22 protein-coding genes and 3 pseudogenes are annotated in these 24,562 nt (G+C 65.7%); 13 read left to right on the top strand and 12 right to left on the bottom strand.

Annotated elements, in window-relative coordinates:
- Window positions 1–27 precede the first annotated feature (27 nt).
- Together CRO07_RS00845 and CRO07_RS00840 are read right to left on the bottom strand one after the other, a co-directional pair.
- Window positions 28–789, bottom strand: a complete 762-nt coding sequence (locus tag CRO07_RS00845; protein ID WP_235840897.1) for a Crp/Fnr family transcriptional regulator — start codon at window positions 787–789, stop codon at window positions 28–30.
- Window positions 790–966: 177 nt separating this feature from the next.
- A complete protein-coding gene (locus tag CRO07_RS00840) occupies window positions 967–1,992 on the bottom strand; it encodes an LLM class flavin-dependent oxidoreductase (protein ID WP_097028791.1) in 1,026 nt (341 codons plus the stop codon).
- Between the two features lie 271 nt (window positions 1,993–2,263).
- Here CRO07_RS00840 and CRO07_RS00835 point away from each other — a divergent pair, with 271 nt between their 5' ends.
- The 7 genes from CRO07_RS00835 to CRO07_RS00805 all read left to right on the top strand — a co-directional run bounded on the left by CRO07_RS00835 (window position 2,264) and on the right by CRO07_RS00805 (window position 10,427).
- Window positions 2,264–3,478, top strand: a complete 1,215-nt coding sequence (locus CRO07_RS00835; RefSeq protein ID WP_097028790.1) for an NAD-dependent epimerase/dehydratase family protein — start codon at window positions 2,264–2,266, stop codon at window positions 3,476–3,478.
- Entirely contained in the window at window positions 3,479–4,315 is an 837-nt protein-coding gene (locus tag CRO07_RS00830; RefSeq protein ID WP_097028789.1) for a glycosyltransferase, read from the top strand. It abuts the gene before it with no gap.
- The gene (locus CRO07_RS00825) at window positions 4,300–5,118 is read left to right on the top strand and encodes an NAD-dependent epimerase/dehydratase family protein (protein WP_097028788.1); all 819 of its coding nucleotides are present in this window, start codon (window positions 4,300–4,302) and stop codon (window positions 5,116–5,118) included. Before CRO07_RS00830 ends, CRO07_RS00825 begins: the two co-directional genes overlap by 16 nt.
- 184 nt (window positions 5,119–5,302) lie before the next feature.
- Window positions 5,303–7,549: a nucleotide-binding protein gene (locus CRO07_RS19415; RefSeq protein WP_097028787.1), complete on the top strand. Its 2,247-nt coding sequence runs from the start codon at window positions 5,303–5,305 to the stop codon at window positions 7,547–7,549.
- Between the two features lie 214 nt (window positions 7,550–7,763).
- Complete coding sequence (surE, locus tag CRO07_RS00815; protein ID WP_097028786.1) at window positions 7,764–8,549, top strand: 5'/3'-nucleotidase SurE; 786 nt, start codon at window positions 7,764–7,766, stop codon at window positions 8,547–8,549.
- Window positions 8,546–9,205 carry a protein-L-isoaspartate(D-aspartate) O-methyltransferase gene (locus CRO07_RS00810; protein WP_097028785.1) on the top strand — a complete coding sequence of 220 codons (660 nt, stop codon included), beginning with the start codon at window positions 8,546–8,548 and terminating at the stop codon, window positions 9,203–9,205. Before surE ends, CRO07_RS00810 begins: the two co-directional genes overlap by 4 nt.
- Window positions 9,206–9,248: 43 nt before the next feature.
- Window positions 9,249–10,427, top strand: coding sequence for a peptidoglycan DD-metalloendopeptidase family protein (locus CRO07_RS00805; protein ID WP_097028784.1), 1,179 nt, complete (start codon window positions 9,249–9,251; stop codon window positions 10,425–10,427).
- 219 nt (window positions 10,428–10,646) lie between these two features.
- On the opposite strand, the gene CRO07_RS18860 is transcribed toward CRO07_RS00805, so the two are convergent.
- The 10 genes and pseudogenes from CRO07_RS18860 to gloB all read right to left on the bottom strand — a co-directional run bounded on the left by CRO07_RS18860 (window position 10,647) and on the right by gloB (window position 18,445).
- Window positions 10,647–10,790, bottom strand: coding sequence for a hypothetical protein (locus CRO07_RS18860; protein WP_204839975.1), 144 nt, complete (start codon window positions 10,788–10,790; stop codon window positions 10,647–10,649).
- A gap of 274 nt (window positions 10,791–11,064) precedes the next feature.
- A pseudogene (locus tag CRO07_RS19010) lies at window positions 11,065–11,528 on the bottom strand (transposase); the annotation flags it as partial.
- Window positions 11,529–11,792: 264 nt separating this feature from the next.
- Window positions 11,793–12,050 (bottom strand): hypothetical protein, encoded by a 258-nt coding sequence (locus CRO07_RS19470; protein ID WP_141400033.1) that lies wholly within the window; start codon window positions 12,048–12,050, stop codon window positions 11,793–11,795.
- A gap of 198 nt (window positions 12,051–12,248) precedes the next feature.
- Window positions 12,249–13,266 (bottom strand): annotated as a pseudogene (locus tag CRO07_RS00785) (IS110 family RNA-guided transposase).
- A gap of 456 nt (window positions 13,267–13,722) precedes the next feature.
- Window positions 13,723–13,896, bottom strand: a complete 174-nt coding sequence (locus tag CRO07_RS19465) for an IS66 family transposase (protein WP_407919614.1) — start codon at window positions 13,894–13,896, stop codon at window positions 13,723–13,725.
- 86 nt (window positions 13,897–13,982) lie between these two features.
- A pseudogene (locus CRO07_RS19460) lies at window positions 13,983–14,036 on the bottom strand (hypothetical protein); the annotation flags it as partial.
- Between the two features lie 35 nt (window positions 14,037–14,071).
- Entirely contained in the window at window positions 14,072–14,257 is a 186-nt protein-coding gene (locus CRO07_RS19455) for a hypothetical protein (protein ID WP_407919613.1), read from the bottom strand.
- 27 nt (window positions 14,258–14,284) lie between these two features.
- Window positions 14,285–14,419 carry an IS66 family transposase zinc-finger binding domain-containing protein gene (locus CRO07_RS19450; protein ID WP_407919612.1) on the bottom strand — a complete coding sequence of 45 codons (135 nt, stop codon included), beginning with the start codon at window positions 14,417–14,419 and terminating at the stop codon, window positions 14,285–14,287.
- Window positions 14,420–15,194: 775 nt separating this feature from the next.
- Entirely contained in the window at window positions 15,195–17,510 is a 2,316-nt protein-coding gene (clpA, locus tag CRO07_RS00775; protein ID WP_097028780.1) for an ATP-dependent Clp protease ATP-binding subunit ClpA, read from the bottom strand.
- A 167-nt stretch (window positions 17,511–17,677) separates the two neighbouring features.
- Entirely contained in the window at window positions 17,678–18,445 is a 768-nt protein-coding gene (gloB, locus tag CRO07_RS00770) for a hydroxyacylglutathione hydrolase (RefSeq protein WP_097028779.1), read from the bottom strand.
- A gap of 63 nt (window positions 18,446–18,508) precedes the next feature.
- On the opposite strand from gloB, the gene CRO07_RS00765 reads away from it, so the two are divergent.
- The 6 genes from CRO07_RS00765 to CRO07_RS00740 all read left to right on the top strand — a co-directional run bounded on the left by CRO07_RS00765 (window position 18,509) and on the right by CRO07_RS00740 (window position 24,445).
- Window positions 18,509–19,270: a class I SAM-dependent methyltransferase gene (locus tag CRO07_RS00765; protein ID WP_097028778.1), complete on the top strand. Its 762-nt coding sequence runs from the start codon at window positions 18,509–18,511 to the stop codon at window positions 19,268–19,270.
- A 327-nt stretch (window positions 19,271–19,597) separates the two neighbouring features.
- On the top strand, window positions 19,598–20,158 hold the full coding sequence (locus CRO07_RS00760; RefSeq protein ID WP_097029030.1) for a F0F1 ATP synthase subunit delta: 561 nt from the start codon (window positions 19,598–19,600) through the stop codon (window positions 20,156–20,158).
- A complete protein-coding gene (gene atpA / locus CRO07_RS00755) occupies window positions 20,159–21,697 on the top strand; it encodes a F0F1 ATP synthase subunit alpha (RefSeq protein WP_097028777.1) in 1,539 nt (512 codons plus the stop codon).
- 22 nt (window positions 21,698–21,719) lie between these two features.
- Window positions 21,720–22,592 (top strand): F0F1 ATP synthase subunit gamma, encoded by an 873-nt coding sequence (locus CRO07_RS00750; RefSeq protein ID WP_097028776.1) that lies wholly within the window; start codon window positions 21,720–21,722, stop codon window positions 22,590–22,592.
- A gap of 17 nt (window positions 22,593–22,609) precedes the next feature.
- Window positions 22,610–24,037, top strand: a complete 1,428-nt coding sequence (atpD, locus tag CRO07_RS00745; protein ID WP_097028775.1) for a F0F1 ATP synthase subunit beta — start codon at window positions 22,610–22,612, stop codon at window positions 24,035–24,037.
- 9 nt (window positions 24,038–24,046) lie between these two features.
- Window positions 24,047–24,445 carry a F0F1 ATP synthase subunit epsilon gene (locus CRO07_RS00740; RefSeq protein ID WP_097028774.1) on the top strand — a complete coding sequence of 133 codons (399 nt, stop codon included), beginning with the start codon at window positions 24,047–24,049 and terminating at the stop codon, window positions 24,443–24,445.
- Window positions 24,446–24,562: the final 117 nt, after the last annotated feature.

Raw genomic sequence — 24,562 nt, 5'->3', positions numbered from 1 at the left:
ACTGCCGAGTTAGATCGCCTCACCCCATCAGCCGCGCAGCCCCGCCAGAAGCGAGGCGGCATCGAATTCGTCGTTGTCCGACATCACGATAAGGCCGGGAAGATCCAGAATTTCAAAGCGCAGAGGGGTCAGAATCGAGATCATCCCGTCACGGGAAAAAGCCTGAACCGTGCGCGAGATCGATTCGACCGTCGTGCCCAGATAATGGGCAAGATCGTTGCGCGCGATCGGCACATTGACGATGATTCGCTGCGCATCATGGGTCAGTTCGCTGGTCTGGTGCGGCCAGCGCCGGCACAGCATCAGCAGATACGTGGCCAGCCGCGCCGCCACCGTGGCCCCTGCGCGCAGCGTGATCCATTCGCGCGCCGCGTCCAGTTCATCCAGCACCGCCAGCAGCACCGCATGTTCCAGATCCGGACAGGTGCGAACAAGCGTTTCGAAGGCGTGGCGTTCGAAACAGCACAAGGTGACCTCGGTCGCGGCCTCGATCGAATAGTCCGACCGTTCGGAAAACACCCGGCCGAACATGTCCGACGGCACCAGAAGGCCCACGATCTGCGACCGCCCGTCCGACAGCAGGCGGTCCATCCGCAAGACGCCGCGCACCACGTTTCCGACATATTCCAGCGCCGCCCCCTGCGGCACCACCACCGCATCGCGCGGAAACACCCGCAGCCGGGAAATCGCATCCAGCTTGCGCAGCGTGGCAGGTGTCAGCCCCTGACGCAGACCGGCATGGTTGAACTTGGCATCCAGACCGATCCGTGTCACCTCATTGCGCGCCAAAGACCGCTCCATCCCATCTGCCCCGATCCTGAAATGCCACATCCCCGCCCTGACAAGGCGCAGATCCAACCCCAACGATAACAGATGGATGCAGAAGCGGACGCCGGATGCCCTTGACCTGCATCAATCAGAAGCGGCTAAGGCAAAAAATCGACCACAACCCACGGGTGCTGCGCCTCATCCCAGAAGGTCGCGCACCATCGGGATCACCCGCGTTCCATAAAGCTCGACCGAACGCATCAGCGCCTCGTGCGACAAGGGCCCCATCGAATATTTCAACTGAAACCGCGCAAGGCCAAGCGCGCCCGCGGTATCGGCGATCTTGCGCGCCACCGTCGAAGGCGAGCCGACATACATCGAGCCATGAGTGATCTCGCGCAGGAAGTCCTCGCGCGACAGGCTGGGCCAGCCGCGCTCGGCGCCCAGCCGGTCGTGCAGCGCCTTGTAGGCGGGAAAGGCTTCGGCCTGCGCCTGTTCGTCGGTCTCGGCGATATGGCCCGGCGAATGGACGCCCAAAGGCATCGCCCCCAGCCCCGCCTGTTCCGAGGCGCGGCGGTAAAGCTCAACGAAGGGCAGAAAACGCCGGGCCGGGCCGCCGATGATGGCCAGGATCATCGGCATCCGGAAGCGCACGGCGCGCACCACCGACTCGGGGCTGCCGCCCACACCGATCCACACCCGCAGACCTTCGGGGCCCAGCGGCGGCCAGACCCGTTGACGGACCAGCGGCGCGCGGGTCGTGCCGCTCCATGTCACTTCGGGGTCACGGACAAGGCGGGCGAACAGGTCCAGCTTTTCCTGAAACAGCGTCGCGTAATCCGACAGGTCGTGACCGAACAGCGGAAAGGATTCGGTGAACGACCCGCGCCCCAGCGTCACCTCGGCCCGCCCGCCCGAGATCGCATCCAGCGTCGAGAACCGCTGGAACAGCCGCACCGGATCGTCCGAGCCCAGCACCGTGACCGCCGTGCCCAGCCGGATCCGCGTGGTCCGCGCCCCGATCACGGCCAGCATCACCTCGGGCGAGGAAATCGCGAAATCGTCGCGGTGATGTTCGCCCAGACCGATGACATCGACGCCCACCGCATCGGCCAGCACCGCCTCGTCGATGACATTGCGCAGAACCTCGGGCTGCGACAGCAGGCGGCCCGTGGCCCCCCATGTCACATCGCCAAAGGTATCAAGGCCGAAATCCAGCGTCATCGCATCCTCCTGTCGAAGCGTTCGGCCTTTTACCACAGCCACCCACGGCGTCCCCCGCCGCTGGGGCACAGCGCCCCTGCCCCGGCGCACAGAGGCGCGAACGGAACGTCCCCCGGTGCGCCGCGTTCCGCCCCATGGCCGCCGCCATCGGCAACCGCGCGCCGAGCGTCGTGAAACCTTCATTCCACCGTTGGCGAACTGCCGCACAGACCACACACTATCACGCAGACGTGTGCCACGGCGCGCGTCTTGCAAAAGCCAAGGAGGCGCCATGCGCATCGCAGTTCTGGGTGGAGACGGCTTCGTCGGATGGCCCACCGCCCTGCATCTCTCCGCACTCGGGCACGAGATCCACATCGTCGACAACCTGTCGCGCCGATGGATCGACACCGAACTGGGCGTCCAGTCGCTGACGCCGATGGATTCGATTCAGGAACGCTGCCGGATCTGGCATCTGGAAACCGGCCACCGGCTTCAGTTTCATTTCCTCGACCTGCGCGAATATGACCGGCTGCGCGTCTGGCTGGCCGAGCATCGCCCCGAAGCGATCATCCATTTCGCTGAACAGCGCGCCGCGCCCTATTCGATGAAATCGGACCGCCACAAGGTCTATACCGTTTCGAACAACGTCAACGCCACGCACAACCTGCTGGCGGCCATGGTGGAAACCGGGGTGGATGCGCATCTGGTTCATCTGGGCACGATGGGGGTCTATGGCTATTCCACCGTCGGCGCGCCGATCCCCGAGGGCTATCTGGATGTCACGGTCGACACCCCCACCGGCCCGCGCGACTTGCAGATCCTGTATCCGACGCGGCCGGGATCGATCTATCACATGACGAAAAGTCTCGATCAGATCCTGTTCCAGTTCTATGCCCAGAACGACGGGCTGCGGATCACCGACCTGCATCAGGGCATCGTCTGGGGCACCCACACCGACCAGACCCGCCGCCACCCGCAGCTTGTGAACCGCTTCGATTATGACGGCGATTATGGCACGGTGCTGAACCGCTTTCTGGTGCAGGCCGCCATCGGCTATCCGCTGACGGTGCATGGCACCGGCGGGCAGACCCGCGCCTTCATCCATTTGCAGGATTCGGTGCGCTGTGTGGAACTGGCGCTGTCGGATGCGCCGAGGGCCGGTGAAAGGGTCAAGATCTTCAACCAGATGACCGAAACCCACAGGGTCCGCGATCTGGCCGAGATGGTGGCGAAGATGACGGGCGCGCGCGTGGCCTATCTGCCCAACCCGCGCAAAGAGGCCGATGAAAACGAACTGATGGTGCGGAACGACCAGTTCCTGTCGCTGGGGTTGAAGCCGATCACGCTGGCCGAGGGGTTGCTGGCCGAGGTGGTGGATGTCGCAAAGAAATTCGCCCACCGGATCGACCGCAGCCGGGTGCCCTGCGTCTCGGCCTGGACAAAGGACATCGCCCAGCGGGTCGAGCACGACCCCGAAGGCCGGCGCCTGCGCTCGGTCTCTTAGGTGGATCTGCGGCCCGAAGGCCCGGCGCGGGCCGACCGCGCCTATGTGACCCTTGTCACCAACGCCGATTATGCGTTGGGGGCCAAGGCGTTGCTGCGATCTTTGGTCCTGTCGGGCACCAAGGCCGATCTGGTGGTTCTGCATACCGATGTGCCCGAGGCCGCGCTTGCGCCGCTTCGGGCACTGGGGGCGCGGCTGGTGGCGGTGGGGCTGCTGCCGACCTCGGACGCGTTCAACGCTGCCCATGCGCGCGACGCGATCCACGCGCGGGCGGCCTTCACCAAGGGGGGCAAGCCGCCCTTTCATACTCCGCTTGATAATTTCGCCAAGCTGCGGCTGTGGCAGTTGGTCGACTATCGCGCGGTGGTGTTTCTGGATGCCGATACGCTGGTGCTGCGCAATATCGATCGATTGTTCGATTATCCGGAATTCTGCGCCGCGCCCAATGTCTATGAAAGCCTGACCGACTTTCACCGGATGAACTCGGGTGTGTTCACCGCGCGGCCGTCGCAGGCGACGTTTCAGGCGATGCTGGCGCGGCTGGACCAACCGGGCGCGTTCTGGCGCCGCACCGATCAAAGTTTCCTTCAGGCGTTCTTCCCCGACTGGCACGGGCTGCCGGTGGTCTTCAACATGCTGCAATATGTCTGGTTCGCCCTGCCCGAATTGTGGAACTGGGATCAGATCCGCGTCCTGCATTTCCAGTATGAGAAACCCTGGCAGACCCACGACAAGGCCGACCGGCTGCGCCCGCTCATCGACCTGTGGCACGCCCATGCCGAGGGCGGCCCCGTGCCCGACCTTGCCTCGCTGCCCCCGCCATGCGGATCGCGCTGACCGGGGCGAGCGGCCTTGTCGGCCGCTTCATCGCGCAGGCGGCGCTGGCGGCGGGGCATGATCTGGTGCTGTTGTCGCGCCGTCCGCTGCCCCTGCCGGGCGAGCATCGCCGCTTTGACCTGCTGGCGGACCCGCCGCCGCTGGGGGATGTGGACGCGGTGATTCACGCGGCGTTCCAGCATGTTCCGGGCCGTTATCGCGGCGGCGAGGGCGCTGACCCCGCGGATTTTCTGCGCGCCAACCGTGACGGCACGCTGCGCCTGTTCGAGGCCGCGGCCGGTCGGCGCATCCTGTTTCTCTCCTCGCGTGCGGTGTTTGACGGCTATCCCCCCGGCACGCAACTGGCCGAGGATCTGCCCCCCCGCCCCACCAGCCTTTACGCCGAAGCAAAGCTGTTGGCCGAGGCAGCCGTTGCCGACCATGGCGGCGCCAGCCTGCGCGCCACCGGCGTCTACGGCCCCGGGCCGGATCACAAATGGCTTTCTCTGTTTGCGGATTTTTGCGCGGGCCGCACGGTTGCGCCCCACGCCGCATCCGAGGTGCATGGGGCCGATCTGGCCGCGGCGGCGATGCTGCTTCTGAATGGGGGCGCGGGGGTGTTCCATGTCTCGGACCTGCTGCTTGACCGGCACGACCTTCTGGCCCAGGTGGCCCGCCTGACCGGCTGTCGCCATCCGCTGCCTGCCCGCGCCACGGCGCCGGTCAGCCTGCTTGACTGTCGCCGACTGCGCGATCTGGGCTGGCGCCCCGGCGGCTGGGATCGGCTGTGCGCCGACCTGCCCGCGATGCTCGGCCAAACCTGAAACGGCGGCCTGCCGGGCGCTTCGCCGCCAACCCTGCCGCGCACAGTTGCGCGGGGCGCTGCATCTGGGCACACTTGCGCCATGTTCTTCAGGCGCCGGACCAAACCCGATCAGGGCCCACCCCGTCCGCCATCGATACCTTTGACATCAAGACCTATGGTTCATCCGTTCCAAGGAGCAGCCCTTGAAGCAGTTGGGTTTCCGCATTGTCGAAAACGATCCCCGCGTTGACGCGCCCTCCACACCGCCCGCTGCAAGGGTGGATCTGTCGCGCCTGATGGCCGCCGCACGGCGGCAACGGCAGGTGATGATGCTGTCGGCCGCGGCCGGGCTTGGCCTTGGGCTGGTCCATCTGGCCACCACACCCGGAACCTTCGTGGGCAGCGCCACCATTCTGCTGGCATCCCAGCCCCGGGATGTCCCCGCCATGGACAGCACCGCGACCGAAGCCGCACTTGAGACCGCCGCCGAGGTGATCCGATCGCAGACGGTGGCGCTGGCGGTGGTGGACAGGCTGGATCCGACCACCACCGCGGCGTTCCTGAACCGGCCGGTGGCACCGCTGGCCCCCGTGATCGAGGGCGCGAAACAGATCCTCGGCGCGCCGCTGCGGCTGATGACGCCCGCGCCGGCCGACGATGCCGCCACGCCCGACAGCCATGGCCTGCGTCTGGCCGCAGCCCGAAGCCTTGCCCGCGACATCCGCGTTTCGCGTCTGGGCCAGTCAAGTGTGCTGTCGATTGCCTATGCCTCGCATGATCGCGCCCTGTCCGCCGCGGTCGCCAATGCCTATGCCGAGGCCAGCGCCGCCGACATCCTGAACGCGCATGTCGACACGACCGAACGCACAAGGCGCTGGCTTCAGGACCGGCTTGCGGCACTGCAAACCGCGGCCGACGAGACCGCGATCGCGGCGGGGATGGTCCGGGCCGAACATGGCGCCCTGCCGCCCCGCGACGCCAGGCTGACCGTCGATCTTGCGCTGGCCGCGGCCAAAGCCGCGCGGGCCGAGGCGCTGACAACGACGCTGGACAGCATCCTTGCGCGCGGCCCCGCGGCGCTGCGGTCCGACCCTGGAACTGGCTTGGACGACCCGCGTCTGGCCGCGATGCAGGGTGAACTGGCGGTGCTGACGGCGCGCCTTGCCCGGATCGAGCGCGACTTCGGCAAGACCCACCCGCAGGCGCTGCGCATGTCCGAACAGGTCACGGCCCAGGCGGACCGGCTGTTCGCCGAGATCCGCCGCCTGCATCACGATGCGCGCGACGCCCTGTCTGCCGCCACCGCCGAGGTGCAGGCGCTGCGCGACCGTCCGGGCCTTGCGGTCGACACGACACCTTCGGCCGGTCGCCAGCAGACGGACCTGATGGCGCTGGAACAGCGGGCCGCCTCGCTTCAGGCGCAGTATCAGACCGTGCTGGCCCGGTTGCAGGAGGTTGACCGGCAGGGGGCGCTGCCGGTCGCGAATGTCCGCATCCTGTCCACCGCCGAGGTTTCACAAACATCGGCCCCGCCCGGCGCGCTGGCGGGGCTTTTGGCCATGCTGGCGCTGGGGGGGCTGGCGGGCGCAGCACTGGGCGTGCTGCGCGAATGGCGCCACCGTTTCCTGCGCACCGCGCAGGATGTTCAGGCCGATATGGGTCTGCCGTTCCTTGGCTTTCTGCCCCGCACGGGGACCGAGCCCGACATCCCGCCGGCCGCCACGGTCGCACCGGGGACGGGAATGCCGGTGGTGGCGACACCGATCCATGCACTGCGCCATCCGGCCTCGGCCTATGCCGAGACGCTGCGCGCCATCCGCTTTGCATCCGAACTCAGCCTTGCCGGCAAGTCGCAGATCGTGATCGGCGTCACCTCGGTCCTGCCGGGCGAGGGCAAGTCGACGGTGGCGCTGAACCTTGCCGGGGTGCTGGCGGCCGCGGGCCATTCGGTGCTGCTGATCGATTGCGACCCGCGCAACCCCGGCCTCAGCCGGCGGTTGGGCATCACCGCAGGCGACGGGCTGATCGAGGCCGCCCTTGGCCGTGCCGACTGGACAAAGACCCTGCGTGTCCTTGGCGACAGCGGCGTGCATCTGCTGCCCTGCGTGACGCCGGGACTGACCAGCCATTCCGCCGAACTGCTTGCATCCAAGGGGATGCGTCAGCTTCTGGCCTCGGCCCGGGCGCGCTACAGCCATGTGGTGCTGGATCTGGCGCCACTGGGGCCGGTGGTGGATGCGCGGGTGATGGTGCGGATGGCGGATCAGACGGTTCTGGTGGCCGAATGGGGCAAGACACCCAAGGCGCTTCTGCGCGAGGTGCTGGCAGACGATCCGACACTGATCGAAAAGACGCTGGGTGTGGTGCTGAACAAGGTCGACATGGCCTCGGGGCGCGAAGACGAAGGCAAGCCGCAGGGCGACACCCCCGCTGGCGCCACCGACAGCTGACAGGCGTGCCAGTGACATCCCGACCGCCGCGCGGCCTTGGCCGAACCTTCATCTGGTCGGGCGCTGCCTTGGTTGAGGCTGCGCCACCTTTTTACCACAGCGGATCGGCGGCGGCGATGCCACAGGTCTCCCGCAACCGGCCGCAGATCCGGCCCGGCCGCTTTACCCGGCAGGCGCCCTCGTCTAAGCAGGCAAGCGAAACCGAGAGAGCCCCATGCGCATCCTGATCACGAACGACGACGGCATCAACGCCCCTGGGCTTGAGGTAGTGGCTGAAATCGCAGCCGAACTCGCCGGCCCCGAAGGCGAGGTCTGGACCGTGGCGCCCGCGTTCGAGCAGTCGGGCGTCGCCCATGCGATCAGCTATACCCACCCGATGATGATCGCCAAACTGGGCCCCCGCCGCTTTGCCGCGGAAGGCAGCCCGGCCGACTGCGTGCTGGCAGCCCTTTACGACGTGTTGCAGGGCGCCAAGCCCGATCTGGTGCTATCGGGGGTGAACCGGGGCAACAACTCGGCCGAAAATGCGCTGTATTCCGGCACCTTGGGCGGCGCGATGGAGGCCGCACTTCAGGGCCTGCCGGCCATTGCGCTGTCGCAGTTCCTTGGCCCCGAAACCGACGGGCTGGCCGATCCGTTCGAGGCCGCCCGCACCCATGGCGCGGCCGTGGTCCGCCGCCTGCTGGAACGCGGGCTTTGGGACGGCGAGGATTACCGGCTGTTTTACAACATCAACTTCCCCCCCGTTCCGGCCGCTTCGGTGAAGGGCCACAAGGTGGCGGCGCAGGGCTTCCGGCGCGACACCTCGTTCGGGGTCGAGCCGCATATCTCGCCCTCGGGGCGGCGGTTCCTGTGGATCCGCGGCGGCGCACAGCAAAGCCCTACCCTGCCGGGAACCGACGCTGCGGTGAACCTTGACGGCTACATCTCGGTCACGCCGATGCGCGCCGACCTGACCGCCCATGACCGGCTGGCCGATCTGGAAGCGGCGATCGCATGACCGAGACGCCCGACGAAAAGGACCCCGCCGAACGCAAGATGCGGTTCCTTTTCGCGGTGCGTTCGCGCGGGGTGACGGATGCGCGCGTGCTGAACGCGATGGAACGGATCGACCGAGGCGCCTTCGTCAAGGGCCTGTTTGCCGAACGCGCCTATGAGGACATGCCGCTGCCCATCGCCTGTGGCCAGACCATCAGCCAGCCTTCGGTCGTGGGGCTGATGACGCAGGCGCTGAACATCAGCCCGCGCGACAAGGTGCTGGAGGTGGGGACAGGCTCTGGCTATCAGGCGGCGATCCTCAGCCAGCTTGCGCGCCGCGTCTATACCGTGGACCGCCACCGCCGGCTGGTGCGCGAGGCAACCGAACTGTTCCGCGCGCTGGGTCTGACCAACATCACCGCACTCGCCGCCGACGGCAGTTTCGGCCTGCCGGAACAGGCGCCCTTCGACCGCATCCTTGTGACGGCTGCGGCCGAAGACCCCCCCGGCCCCCTATTGGCGCAACTGAAGATCGGCGGTATCATGGTGGTTCCTGTCGGCCAGACCGATGCGGTGCAGAACCTGATCAAGGTCACCCGGCTGGAACAGGGTTACGACTACGAGGAACTTCGCCCCGTGCGCTTCGTGCCGCTGGTCGAGGGGATCGGCGCCGACTGAACCAGCCCCGGGACCAACCCGGGCGCAAGACGAGAGGCAGAGCATGTTCCATCGTCCCCCGCTCGCACGAGCGTTGTGCCTGACGGCATCACTGACCGTTCTGGCCTCTTGCACCGGCATGCAGTCGATGGATTGGGATCTTCGGACCCGGCCCGGGGCGCTGAACACCGCGGCGGCTGCGCAAAGGGCGACCGCACCGCGCCCGCGCCCCGATGCGCGCGGCGTCATTTCCTATCCCAACTATCAGGTGGCCGTGGCCCAGCGGGGCGACACGGTGGCCTCGCTGTCGTCGCGGGTGGGACTCGATCCGGTGGCGGTCGCGCGTTATAACGCCTTGAATCCACAGGCACCGCTGCGTCAGGGCGAGATCGTGGCGCTGCCGCAACGGGTGACGGCCGAACCGGCACTGGCAGCCGCGACGGTGGCCGCGCCTGCGCGCGGGCTGGATGTGACGGCCATCGCAACGACGGCGCTGGACCGCGCCGAACCGGCCGCGGCGCCGGTTCCCGCGGCGCCCGCGCCCGCAGCCGCCCGGACCGCGGACGAGCCTGTGCGCCACCGCGTCGTGCGCGGAGAGACCGCCTATTCCATTGCGCGCAGCTACAATGTCTCGCCCAAGGCGCTGGCGGACTGGAACGGGCTGGGCACCGATCTTGCGGTGCGCGAGGGGCAGTATCTGATCATCCCGACCGCGGCCGAAGCGCCGCCCCAGACCCGGACGGCAGTGACGGTGCCGGGGGCCGGCTCGCCCACCCCCACGCCGCCTTCGGCCGCCAAGCCGCTTCCCGCCGAACAGACCGCCCGCGCCTCGGCGCCCGCGGCGGGCCAACCGGCTTCGCCCGATCTGGGCGCACAGCGAACGGCGGCCTCGGCCTCGCGGCTGGGGTTCCCGGTGCAGGGCTCGATCATCCGCGGTTATGTGAAGAAGAAGAACGACGGCATCGACATCGCCGCCTCGGCGGGTGCGCCGGTCAGTGCGGCGGCAGACGGGACGGTGGCGGCGATCACGCAGGACACCGATCAGGTGCCGATTCTGGTGATCCGTCACCCCGACAACCTGTTGACGGTCTATGCCAATATCGACGGCATCAAGGTGGCCAAGGGCGCCTCGGTCAAGCGCGGCCAGCAGATTGCGGTGGTGCGGGCAGCCAGCCCCGCCTTCGTGCATTTCGAGGTTCGCAAGGGGTTCGAAAGCGTCGACCCGATGCCCTACCTGCAATAGCGCCATCCCCCGGGGTGAGTTCGCACTCGCTCCTAAAGTGGATGAAGCTTTGCGCGGAACCCGCTGGCAAGGGGGCTGACCGGGCCATTGAGCTGCGTGATGCGATGATCGCCAAGGGGTTCGCAGGGGACTCTGGCACTGACGTCGTCGTGGGCGGGCCGGTTGGCGCATTCCACAGCCCCCGCACTACGGGCGCCTCCGGAACTTCGTCCATCGCCATCAGGCGCGCGCGTTCACCCATTGAGGGCTATTTGACAGCGAGGTGAAGCAGATCCAGCCGTCGGCATGGCCCGGAACGTGCTGACAGATCTGCAAGTGGCCACGCGCGCGTCCGACCTTCTGTGTCTCGGTGATCTGATCCATGCTTCCAGAGAGGAGCCAGAACGATGACGATTTCCAACGAACTGCTGGACGCGTTGCGGAAGGGCTGCAATCAGCCCGAGGATTTTCGTGGTGATACCGGGTCGGCCCCTTTGATGGCAGGCGCGACCTTGTAGCCTGCGGTGTTTGTCAAAGGAGTTGTCGCCTGCTCTTATTTTCATGCCGCTCGTTCAGCCGACCCGGCCATGGGTCCGCCGACGCGCTCCCCCATGAAGCTGGCGGCGGCGGACCCATGGCCTCCGCGCCCGACATCGGGCCGCTCGGGGTTCAGCCAGACCGCGCCGATGGGTTGCCAGTTGCGGGTTTTTCCTGACCACCGTTCCGGATGCGCGGCGCGGGCCTGCTGGTAGACACGGTCGCGCTCGGCGAGCAGCGCCTTGTCCTCGCCGCGGTGGCGCTGATCGGGCGTCACGAAGCGGATCGCGCTGTGACGATGCTCGGTGTTGTACCAGCGCACGAAGCTCTGGACCCAGGCCCGCGCCCCGTCGATCATCGCGAAGCCGTGACAAGGCCATTCGGCGTGTACTTGCAGGTCCGGAACAGCGCCTCGGAGAACGGATTGTCGTTCGACACCCGCGGTCGGCTGAAGGAGGCAATCACGCCCAGCCGCTCCATCGTCACTTTCATGGTGGCGCCCTTCATCGGGCTGCCGTTGTCCGCATGGAGCACGAGCGGGCTGGTCAGGCACCTCTCGGACCAGACCGCACGCTTGAGGGCGGCGATGTGCCGGCGATCCGAGGCGGGCGTCATTCCTGCACGCCTCCCTCTCCCCGCCCCTCGCAGGGGCTCGGGGCATGACGTGCTTCGGTCCGCCCACCGGACGGCCCGATCCGGCTGTGCCGGACCGCGCGTCATCCCAGGATCGCTTCGGCCTTTTTTCGCAGGATCATCAGCGCGGCCGCTTCGGCAAGCGCCTACTCCTTGCGTGCCAGTTCGCACTCATTCGGCAGGGCGTCCTTCCACTGGAAGGCCGCCTGATCCGCCTCATTGCTGGATGGGCTTCTTGTCGTCGCGCGTCTCGCGTGCGATCCGGGTGCTGGCCGCCCGTTCCCAGTCGTTGGCCCGCGCGCAGACCTCGCGCCACACGACGAGTTGCTCGCGGTAGATGCCGCGGCGCCGGCAGTATTCACCCAGTTCGGCCTCGTTGAGCGCGCCGCTCGCCATTGTCCTCGGCCCATGTATGGATGGCTCCCGCGTGACAAGGGGGGCTGTGATTTTCGGCAACTGGTCGGGTGCGGTCATGTATTCGGCGTCTCGTCTGCGGTGTGCCCGCGCGCCCTGATGACCGTCCGCATGAGGCTCGGGTCCCTATCAATGGCACGCGCTTGATTGCGCTCTGGTCCGAACGGGGTGTCCCTGTCTCTTGTCCGTCAGTTTGCCATCATCTCACTTTGCCCTCGCCATTTCGATCAGACCGCGCGCAGCCCGGAATTTGTGTCCTTACACCGCTCGCCAAGACTCGCCCGTTCGCAGCATTGCCCAGATCTGTCGCGCCATGCGGTTGGCCAGCGCGATGGCCACAAGCTTCAGCGGCTTCTTCCCCAGCATGCGTCCCAGCCAGTCCTCGCCTGGGTCTGCGCGTTTGCGGGTGGCAATCACCCCATGGCGCCAAGGTAGAGCAACCGCCGGATATAGCGGTTGCCCATTTTGGAGATTGCCCCCAGCCGCTCTTTTCCTCCGCTCGAATGTGGTTTGGGCGTCAGGCCCAGCCAAGCCGACAGATCGCGGGCCGAGCGGAAAGCCGACACGTCTGGCAGCGTGGCGGCCAAAATGCTGGCGGTGATCGGGCCAATGCCCGGCATCGTTTGCAGCCGCCGTGCCGTCTCGTCCTCCTCCGCGGCTCGGCGCAGATCGGCGGTGATCGCGTCGAGGTGATCGCGTCGATACGTGTCTTCGTGTCGCTGAATGGCCCGACCAGCAGATCAAGCGGCATTCGGGCCTCTGGCGGCAGATCCGCCGCCTCCGCCTCGGCAAGGAGACGGCCCATGTTGTGGACGCCTTTCGGCACGACCAAACCGAATTCCCCCAGATGAGCGCGGATCGCGTTGGCAAGCTGAGTCAGCTGGCGGACGAGGAAATCGCGTGCTCGATGGCTCATCAAAACCGCCTGCTGCAGCTCGCTTTTCATCGGCACGAACCTCATCGTGGGTTGGGTCACGACCGTGCAGATCGCCTCGGCGTCGGCAGCGTCGGTCTTGCCCCGCTTGACGAAGGGCTTGACGTAAGAGGGCGGGATCAGCCGCACCTCATGGCCGAGCTTCGTCAGCTCTCGCGCCCAATAATGCGCCCCGGCGCAGGCCTCGATGCCGATCAGACACGGGGCCAGGCGCGAGAAGAACAGCAGCAGTTGCGCCCGTCGGATCTGGCGCCGGATCACAACCGCGCCCTCCGCATCAATGGCGTGAACCTGGAACACGTTCTTGGCCAGATCGAGCCCGACCGTGGTAATCTCCTGCATGGATGGCTCCCTTCATGGGTTCGGTTGACAGCACCCAATTTGGCACATTGCGATGCCGGGAGCGGGAGCCATCCACTCCATCAATGGCGGCACCATGGCTCTCCGATCACCGCCGCCAGCTTGTCCTCGGAGGTCCAGCCCTCGAGCCCGGTATTCGCATCGGGAAGGAGCCGGCCCTTTGCTCGCGCCTCCCCCGCCACTTGGCGAGCGTCGCGACACTGATCCCTTCCTCCTTGGCCAACTGGCCCAAGGGCATGCTGTGCGGCGGCAGCATCTTTGCGAGAACCGCCGCCTTTCGTTCCGGTGAATACGCCAACTCGTTGTCCTGTCCCGCCCGCCTCACCAAGACACTTTCGGTATCAGAGCGGGCGACAACTTCCCTGACAGGGGGGCCGGGCGCGATGTGCAAAAGGGCCTCGTTCACGATGGGCCATCCCTTCTGGGGCTTGGCCGTGATCAGTTTGCGCGGTCCGCCCAGCAGAAGGCGCACTGTAGCGGATCACCTCCGACCCGCTCGGGGGTGGCCAGATGGGAATAGACACCAGTGGCATCAACCTGGATCGTGCCATTAACGCCGTCGAGGATTTCAGCGGCAAATTCGCCTTTGCACCCGGGCCGGTAATGGAACACCACGCCCGGCGGGGCGCCGCCGCCCCTGCCCGATCATCCCGCAAGACGGCCCAGAGATAGCCGGTCTTGGACTTGATCTTCCCCGGGGCCGGCAGCGGGGCGGTGGTCTCATCCACAGAAAGGCGAGAGCTGTCCGCCATCAGCCGCATTGCCATGTGCTCGACCACCGGGGCGATCAGCGCGCCGGTGCGCACCATCCAGAGGCCGGACCCATTGATCGCCCCCCATGCCGCGCCATCGCAACGGCCTGCCGGTTCAGCGGCATGTGCGCGGAATGCTCGGAGACGGCGATCCGCACCCGCAGCGCCGCGGTCGGCCAACTGCCTTCCAGCAGACGTGCGGGTGCCTTGGCCTGCACCATCAGCGCGCCCCTTGGGCAAGGCGTATTTCAGGCGTATCGTGACAATGACCGGATAACGCGCCGGGATGCCGGGATGTAGTCCAGCCGTTCAGTGCGGTTTTCGCCGGTCCGCATCATGTCTCCACAACCGCAGGGGCAGGCGATGCTGTCGGGCGTAAGCACGCGCTCGACGCGCGGCAGGCTTTCGGGAACGGCCGCATCTCGGCTACCGCAACATGGGGCGCCGACCCGTCGAAACCGTCATGTCATTCGTCAGACAAAAAGGTTGAGTGGACAGATGATCCGATGCTGCAAACCTTGTCGCAGGCACCGCGCCCATCAGAAACGCTTCAATTCAATGCGGCGGAGACGGCGAATACTGTTTTGGATGCAGTTCCTTACGGTTGAACGGCAGCATCCTGTAGCGCCCTCCCGGCCAAAACTTGCGGGGGGCTGCCCGCAGTTGCCAGTCGTCGCGGGGGGGCTTTGCGACCTGCGCTTTGTGCCGGGCACCATTGAGAGCGACACCATCGTTGCCACCATCCCGGTCGCCGCAGCCGTTCATCTCGGTTTTTGCGGTCGAGTCGGGATACGCAGTCGCAAGCCACATGATGGAGAGGCGCGCCGACGCGCTCTGCGCCTTCGTTCGCTGGGTCAAAAGCAGAACCCGCTACCGACACTGGATGCTTGGGTCAAATGGAACATTCATAAGAAACACGAACCCTTCGCCCGAGAGCGGACCTTCCCGCCGATCCTGTGCATGAGCCGGAAAATTCAGTCGGAACCACGGTGGCTGTCCTTGGGCCGGAAGCTTCCGTCGGCGACACGGTGCAGAATCAAAAATCTGCCGGCGCGAAGGCCGGCAGATTTGTTTGGTTCGTAGCCTGTCACTCGACATGCCTTACGACTTCAGAAGCGGGTTTCCGGCGCACGCCCGGAGGGGTTCCCCGCGCGGAGGTCATTCCGCTGTCAGAAGCGGAGGCTTCGATCCGGTCAGTCTCGGCTTCGGCTCTTCGATGCGCAGATCGATCGCATCGTCTTTCACTCCGACCTGCACCAACCCACCCTTCACCAGACGGCCGAACAGAAGTTCCTCGGCCAGCGGCTTCTTGATGTGTTCCTGGATCACGCGGCCCAGCGGACGCGCACCCATCTTGTCGTCATAGCCCTTGTCGCCCAGCCAGGCCGCCGCTTCCGGCGAGAGTTCGATATGCACGCCGCGGTCCATCAACTGCGCTTCGAGTTGCAGCACGAACTTTTCGACCACCTGAAGGATGATCTCTTTGCCCAGCGGCGCGAAGGAAATCACTGCGTCCAGACGGTTGCGGAATTCGGGGGTGAAGGTCCGCTCGATCGCAGCCGTATCCTCACCCGTGCGGCGGTCGCGGCCGAAGCCAATCGCCGACTTAGCCAGTTCCGCAGCCCCCGCGTTCGAGGTCATGATCAGGATCACGTTGCGGAAATCGACCGTTCGGCCGTTGTGATCGGTCAGCTTGCCGTGGTCCATCACTTGAAGCAGGATGTTGTAGACATCCGGATGGGCCTTTTCCATTTCGTCCAGCAGCAGCACGCAATGCGGATGCTGGTCGACGCCATCGGTCAGCATCCCGCCCTGATCGAAACCGACATAGCCCGGAGGCGCCCCGATCAGACGCGAAACGGCATGTTTCTCCATGTATTCCGACATGTCGAAACGCAGCAGTTCCACGCCAAGGATGGACGCCAGCTGCTTGGCCACCTCGGTCTTGCCGACACCGGTGGGGCCGGCAAAGAGATAGTTGCCGATCGGCTTTTCGGGCTCGCGCAGACCCGCCCGTGCCAGCTTGATCGCCGAGGACAGCGCCTCGATCGCCTTGTCCTGACCGAACACCACCCGCTTGAGCGTCTTTTCCAGATCGCGCAACACCTCGGCATCGTCTTTCGAGACGCTTTTCGGGGGGATGCGGGCGATCTTGGCCACCACGGCCTCGATCTCTTTCGGGCCGATGGTCTTGCGGCGCTTGCTGTCGGCCAGCAGATGCTGGGCGGCCCCGGCCTCGTCGATCACGTCGATCGCCTTGTCGGGCAGCTTGCGGTCATGGATGTAGCGCGCCGACAGTTCCACCGCCGAGCGGATTGCATCGTGGGTGTAGCGCAGGTCGTGATGTTCCTCGAAATAGGGTTTCAGGCCCATCAGGATCTTCACGCTGTCTTCGACCGAAGGCTCGTTCACATCGATCTTCTGGAACCGGCGCGACAGCGCGCGGTCCTTCTCGAAGTGCTGGCGGTATTCCTTGTAGGTCGTGCTGCCCATGCAGCGCAGCTTGCCACCCTGCAAAGCAGGCTTCAGCAGGTTCGAGGCATCCATCGCCCCGCCCGAGGTGGCACCAGCGCCGATCACGGTATGGATCTCGTCGATGAACAGGATCGCGTCGGGATGATCCTCCATCTCTTTCACCACGGCCTTCAGGCGTTCCTCGAAATCGCCGCGGTAGCGCGTGCCGGCCAGAAGCGCCCCCATGTCGAGCGAGAAGATCGTGGCGTGGGCCAGAATCTCGGGCGTCTCACCGTTCACGATCTTGCGCGCCAGCCCTTCGGCGATGGCGGTCTTGCCCACGCCGGGATCGCCCACCAGAAGCGGGTTGTTCTTGCGGCGACGGCACAGCACCTGAATGCAGCGTTCGACTTCCTGTTCGCGGCCGATCAGCGGGTCCACGTCGCCCTTGCGGGCTTTCACGTTCAGATCGACGCAATACTTGGACAACGCGGACTCCTTCGCTTCACCGGCTTCGGCTTTCGGGGTCTCGTGATGTTCTTCCGCACCGCTGACAGAACGCGGCTCGCCATAGGAGGGGTCTTTCGCCACGCCATGCGCGATGAAATTGACCGCATCATAGCGGGTCATGTCCTGTTCCTGAAGGAAATAGGCCGCGTTGGATTCGCGTTCGGCAAAGATCGCCACCAACACATTGGCGCCGGTGACCTCGGTCCGGCCCGAGGACTGGACATGGATCGCCGCGCGCTGGATCACGCGCTGGAACGCGGCCGTAGGCACCGCTTCGGACCCTTCGACGGTGGTGACAAGGGTCGACAGGTCGTCGTCGATGAAATCGACGAGCGTCTTGCGCAACTCGTCCAGATCGACCGAACAGGCCTTCATCACGCGCGAGGCGTCGGGCTCGTCGATCAGCGCAAGAAGCAGATGTTCCAGCGTGGCGAGTTCATGACGGCGGGCGTTCGCAAGCGCCAGAGCGCCATGGATGGCTTGCTCGAGGGTGGTCGAAAAAGATGGCACGATCTGGTGCTCCTGTCCTGCGGGCCGGAGGGGCGGATGGCTCCTCCAACCATGGCCTCATAAGGATTAAAGTTCGGTTTTCTTTGCCGGCCTTCAAGTGTTATTTCCCGTTTCCTTCGCTTTCCGGCAGCCCGTTTGCAAAAAGTGATCGTCCGTTCGTCGAGACGTCAGAATTTGTCCTTTCGGGCGCGGATTGCGGCGAAAACCTCGGCATCGCCTGCATCCGCCATGCCAACCACCGCCTTCAGCACCGGATCAGAGGCCCGAAGGAACGGATTGGTGGCGATTTCGTCCGAAAGTCGGGAAGGAACGGTGGGAAGGCCCGCCGAGCGGGCCGCAAGGATGGCATCGGCGCGCAACATAAGTGCAGGATTTTCCGGTTCAAGGGCCTGTGCGAAGCGCATGTTCGCGGCGGTATATTCATGGCCCGAACAGACCAGCGTCGCGGGCGGCATCGCTGCAAGTTTGCGCAGGCTGGCCCACATCATCGCGGGCGTGCCCTCGAAAAGCCGCCCGCAGCCCATCGCCATCAGGCTGTCGCCGGTAAAGACATAGCCGCTTTCGGGAAAGTGAATCGCGATATGGCCGATGGTATGGCCCGGAACCTCGATCACGCGGGCGGTCTCGGGGCCAAGGGGGACGCTGGCGCCTTCGGACAAGGCAAGGTCCAGACGGGGCAGACGATGCGCGTCGGCCGCAGCCCCCAGCACCCGCGCGCCGGTCTGGTCGCGCAACGCCTCGACCCCGGCGACATGGTCGGAATGGTGGTGGGTAAGGATGATGTCGGAAAGCCGCCAGCCCCGCTGTGACAGCTCTGCCATGATCGGCCCGGCCTCAGGCACATCCACCGCCGCCGTCGCGCCGCTTTCGCGATCATGCACAAGGAAGGCATAATTGTCGCTCAGACAGGGGATGGTTATCAGTTCGAGCGGCATGGTCTCTCCTGGCTTTCCTTTGTAGTGTGGGGCGCAATACTGCCCGGACAAGGCCTGACTGCAATGCATCTCGACGTGCTCGACCTGCGGAACTTCTATTACCGGACCCAACTGGGCCGGGTGGCGCAGCGCGCGGTGCGCGACCAGATGCAGAAGCTGTGGCCCGATGCCAAGGGCCAGACGGTGGCGGGCTTTGGCTTTTCGGTGCCGTTGCTGCGGCCCTATCTGGATCAGGCGCGCCGGGTGATCGCGCTGATGCCGGGACCGCAGGGGGTGATGCCCTGGCCTGCGGGAATGGAGAATGTCTCGGTTCTGTGCGACGAGGGCGCCTGGCCGCTTTCGACCGGGATGGTGGACAAGCTGGTGATGATGCACGGACTTGAGACGTCCGAGCATCCGTCAGAAGTGCTGGCCGAGGCCTGGCGCGTGCTTGGCCCGGGCGGCCGGGCGGTGTTCGTCGTGCCCTCGCGGTCGGGGCTGTGGGCACGGCGCGATGCGACGCCGTTCGGCTTTGGCCGGCCCTATTCGCTGAACCAGCTTGAGAGCCAGTTGAAACGGCACAACTTCACGCCCGAACGGACGCTGGCCGCGCTGTTCGCGCCCCCGCTGCACCAGCGGTTCTGGCTGAAGACCGCCGAGTTCTGGGAAACCGGCGGTCGGCGTTTTGCACCCTGGCTGGTCGGCGGCGTGCTGATCGTCGAGGCGTCGAAACAGGTCTATGCGCCGACACGCTCGGGGTTGAAGGCGGCGGTGACGAACCCGCTGCGGGCACTTGAGGGCCTGCCCCAGCCGCTGCCCGCGCCCAGCAACCGCACCTGCGACTGACCCGGCGGGCGCCTGCCCGCACTGTTAGCGGCAACACGATTCCGCCACCCCCCGCCCGCATCCCCGGTCATGTCGCCGCAGGACGCCAAAGGCTCTTGCCGGGCCGTTTCATCACTGCCCAGATACGCGGCAGATCACGCCGGATCATCAAAGAAACAAAGGCTTCGCCGCTTTGGCAAACGCAGACCTTCGTGGTTGCGGGGCTGGCGTTCCTCTGCTACACCGCCCCCGAAAGTCAAGACGCCCGGAACCACCGTGCGCCACGAAATGCCTCTGGCCTGCAAATCCCGTGCCAGTGTCGGAGGCCATGATATCGAAAGGGTTGACGTGTCCGAACCGGCTTCGATTTCCTCTGGCATTGCCGCGCGCTACGCCGCCGCCATCTTCGAACTGGCGAAGGACGAAGGTGCCCTTCCCGCGCTGGAAAACGACGTTGAGGCGCTGGCCGCCGCCTATGCCGACAGCGCCGACCTGCGCGAGCTTGCGACCTCGCCGGTCTACAGCCGCGACGATCAGCAAAAGGCCATTCTGTCGCTTGGCCCGAAGATGGGTCTTTCGCCGCTGACGGTGAACCTGCTGGCGCTGATGGCGGCGAACCGCCGCCTGTTCACGCTGCCGCAACTGGTCGCCGACATCCGCGCCCGCATCGCCGCCGAAAAGGGCGAGATCACGGCCGAAGTCACCGCCGCCGCGCCGCTGTCGGCCGAGCAGACGGCCCGTCTGGCCGCCACGCTGAAGGCCCGCGCGGGCAAGGACGTGAAACTGAAAACCACCGTCGATGAAAGCCTCATCGGTGGTCTTGTCGTCAAGCTGGGCTCCTCCATGATCGACACGTCGGTCAAGGCACGGCTCGCAGCACTCCAGAATGCAATGAAAGAGGTCGGATAAATGGGTATCCAAGCTGCTGAGATCTCTGCGATCCTCAAGGAGCAGATCAAGAACTTCGGCGCCGCTGCCGAAGTCGCCGAAGTGGGGCGCGTTCTCTCGGTGGGCGACGGGATTGCCCGCGTTCACGGCCTTGACAACGTTCAGGCCGGCGAGATGGTGGAATTCCCCGGCGGCATCCGCGGCATGGCGCTGAACCTTGAAGTCGACAACGTCGGCGTCGTGATCTTCGGCGACGACCGCTCGATCAAGGAAGGCGATACCGTCAAGCGCACCAAGTCCATCGTGGACGTGCCGGCGGGTAATGCGCTGCTCGGCCGCGTGGTCGACGGCCTTGGCAACCCGATCGACGGCAAGGGCCCGATCGCCGCGACCGAGCGTCGTGTGGCCGACGTGAAGGCCCCCGGCATCATCCCGCGCCAGTCGGTTCACGAACCGATGGCCACCGGCCTCAAGTCGGTCGACGCCATGATCCCGATCGGCCGCGGCCAGCGCGAACTGATCATCGGTGACCGTCAGACCGGCAAGACCGCCATCGCGCTCGACGCGATCCTGAACCAGAAAAGCTATAACGAAGCCGCCGGTTCGGACGAGTCGAAGAAGCTTTACTGCATCTATGTCGCCATCGGGCAAAAGCGTTCGACCGTAGCGCAGCTGGTGAAGAAACTGGAAGAAACCGGCGCCATCGACTACACGATCGTCGTGGCCGCCACCGCATCGGACCCTGCGCCGATGCAGTTCCTTGCCCCCTATTCGGCGACCGCCATGGCGGAATATTTCCGCGACAACGGCCGCCATGCGCTGATCATCTATGATGACCTGTCGAAACAGGCCGTGGCCTATCGTCAGATGTCGCTGCTGCTGCGCCGTCCGCCGGGGCGTGAAGCCTATCCGGGCGACGTGTTCTACCTGCACTCGCGCCTTCTGGAACGTTCGGCCAAGCTGAACAAGGAACACGGCTCGGGCTCGCTGACCGCGCTGCCGATCATCGAAACCCAGGGCGGCGACGTGTCGGCCTTCATCCCGACCAACGTGATCTCGATCACCGACGGCCAGATCTTCCTGGAAACCGAACTGTTCTATCAGGGCATCCGCCCGGCCGTGAACACCGGTCTGTCGGTGTCGCGCGTGGGTTCGTCGGCGCAAACCGACGCCATGAAGTCGGTGGCCGGCCCGGTGAAACTGGAACTGGCGCAGTATCGCGAAATGGCGGCCTTCGCGCAGTTTGGCTCGGACCTCGACGCCTCGACCCAGCAGCTTCTGAACCGCGGCGCCCGTCTGACGGAACTGATGAAGCAGCCGCAATACGCGCCCCTGACCAACGCCGAGATCGTCTGCGTGATCTTCGCCGGCACCAAGGGCTATCTGGACAAGGTTCCGGTGAAGGACGTGGGCCGGTGGGAGCAAGGGCTGCTGAAGCACCTGCGCACCAACGCCAAGGATCTTCTGGCCGACATCACCAACAACGACCGCAAGGTCAAGGGTGAGCTGGAAGACAAGATCCGCGCCGCACTGAACGCCTACGCCAAAGACTTCGCCTGAGGGCGCGGCAGGGAGATAACGGATGCCCAGCCTCAAGGACCTGAAGAACAGGATCGGAAGCGTCAAGAACACGCGGAAGATCACCAAGGCCATGCAGATGGTCGCGGCGGCCAAGCTCCGCCGCGCCCAGGAGGCTGCCGAGGCCGCCCGTCCCTATGCCGAGCGGATGACCGCCGTCATGACGGCGCTCGCGGGCTCCGTCGGCTCGTCTGACAGCGCGCCGCGTCTCCTGTCGGGGACCGGCAGCGACAAGGTGCAGCTTCTGGTGGTGATGACCGCCGAACGCGGCCTGTGCGGCGGCTTCAACTCGTCGATCGTCCGGCTGGCCCGGGCACATGCGCTGAAGCTGCTGTCGGAAGGCAAGACGGTGAAGATCCTCACCGTCGGCAAGAAGGGCCGCGAGCAGCTTCGCCGCGACCTCGGCCAGCACTTCATCGGCCATGTCGACCTCTCCGAGGTCAAGCGCATGGGCTATCCGGTGGCGCAGGGCATCGCGCGCGACATTCTCGACCGTTTCGAGAAGGCCGAGTTCGATGTGGCGACGATCTTCTTCGCCCGCTTCCAGTCGGTCATCGCGCAGGTGCCGACCGCCCAGCAGGTGATCCCTGCCGTGTTCGAAAAGGCCGAGGCGCCGGCCTCGTCCTTCTACGAATACGAGCCGTCCGAGGAAGGCATCCTTGCCGACCTTCTGCCGCGCGGGGTGGCCACGCAGGTCTTCACGGCGCTGCTGGAAAATGGTGCGTCCGAGCAAGGTGCCCGGATGTCGGCGATGGACAACGCCACGCGCAACGCGGGCGACATGATCAACCGGTTGACGATTCAGTATAACCGGTCGCGTCAGGCCGCCATCACCAAAGAGCTCATTGAAATCATCTCGGGCGCCGAGGCGCTCTGATCCGACGGAGAAACGACATGGCAACAGCATCCCAAGGCAAGGTGACGCAGGTCATCGGCGCCGTCGTGGACGTGCAGTTCGACGCCGGCCTGCCGGCCATTCTGAACGCGCTTGAAACCGAGAACAACGGCAAGCGTCTGGTGCTGGAAGTGGCCCAGCACCTTGGCGAGAACACCGTGCGGACCATCGCCATGGACGCGACCGAGGGCCTCGTTCGCGGCGCCCCGGTGAAAGACCTTGGCGCGCCGATCTCGGTGCCGGTGGGTGACGCCACCCTCGGCCGCATTCTGAACGTCATCGGCGAGCCGGTGGACGAAAAGGGCCCGGTCGCGGCGACCTCGACCCGCGCCATCCACCAGCCGGCGCCCACCTTCGCCGAACAATCCACCTCGTCCGAAATCCTCGTGACCGGCATCAAGGTCATCGACCTTCTGGCCCCCTATTCGAAGGGCGGCAAGATCGGCCTGTTCGGCGGCGCCGGCGTGGGCAAGACCGTTCTGATCATGGAACTGATCAACAACATCGCCAAGGTGCACTCGGGCTATTCGGTGTTCGCCGGCGTGGGTGAACGGACCCGTGAAGGCAACGACCTTTACCACGAGATGATCGAATCCGGCGTTATCAAGATCGATAACCTTCAGGACTCGAAAGTGGCCCTTGTCTATGGCCAGATGAACGAGCCTCCGGGGGCGCGTGCCCGCGTGGCGCTGACCGGCCTGACGCTGGCCGAGCAGTTCCGCGACCAGTCCGGCACCGACGTGCTGTTCTTCGTCGACAACATCTTCCGCTTCACTCAGGCGGGTTCGGAAGTGTCGGCGCTTCTCGGCCGTATTCCTTCGGCCGTGGGCTACCAGCCGACGCTGGCGACCGACATGGGCGCGCTGCAGGAACGCATCACCTCGACCAAGGCCGGCTCGATCACTTCGGTGCAGGCGATCTACGTTCCGGCCGACGACCTGACCGACCCGGCGCCGGCCACCTCGTTCGCCCACCTCGACGCCACCACCGTGTTGTCGCGTGCGATCTCGGAACTCGGCATCTATCCGGCGGTCGACCCGCTCGACTCGACCTCGCGGATCCTTGACCCGCAGGTGGTGGGGCAGGAACACTACGAGACCGCCCGCGCGGTTCAGGGCATTCTTCAGCGTTACAAGTCGCTTCAGGACATCATCGCCATCCTCGGGATGGACGAACTGTCGGAAGAGGACAAGCTGACGGTGGCCCGCGCGCGGAAGATCCAGCGTTTCCTGTCGCAGCCCTTCGACGTGGCGAAGGTGTTCACCGGCTCGGACGGTGTGCAGGTTCCGCTTGAAAAGACCATTGCCTCGTTCAAGGCCGTGGTCGCGGGTGAATACGACCACCTGCCGGAAGCCGCCTTCTACATGGTCGGCGACATCGAGGAAGTGATCGCCAAGGCGCAGCGTCTCGCGGCGCAAGCGGCTTAAGGGGGTAACATGGCGGGAACGCTGCAATTCGACCTCGTCGCGCCGGAGCGGAGGCTTGCCTCCTTCCCCGCGACAGAGGTGCAGATCCCGGGGACCGAGGGCGATCTGACGGCGATGGAGGGGCATGCCCCCACCATCACCACGCTTCGCCCCGGCATCCTGCGGGCGCATGCCGCCAATGGCATGCAAGCCTTTGCCGTGACCGGCGGCTTCGCCGAGATCAACGGCGCGTCGGTGTCGGTTCTGGCCGAGAAGGCGGTCCCGATCGAGGAACTGACCGGAACCGTGGTGGACGAGCTGATCGCCGAAGCGCGAGAGCTTGCCGCTGTGGCCCTGCCGGAAGACAAGGACATGGCAGAGAAGATGGTCTCTGACATGCTGGCGCTGAAGGCGGCCTCGGGCCACTGAACCTGCGACCCGAGTGACAGACTGCAAGACCTGCCGGTTCAGATCCGGCAGGTCTTGTCATTTCTGCCGCCCTCGTTCGCCAAATACAGGGGTCATCCTCCCCGAGGTTAGAGGGAT

Origin of the sequence: Cereibacter ovatus (genome assembly GCF_900207575.1) — a bacterium.
Taxonomy (GTDB): domain Bacteria; phylum Pseudomonadota; class Alphaproteobacteria; order Rhodobacterales; family Rhodobacteraceae; genus Cereibacter_A; species Cereibacter_A ovatus.
Note: the sequence above shows the minus strand (reverse complement) of the source record. Positions and strands in the feature narration are given on the sequence as shown.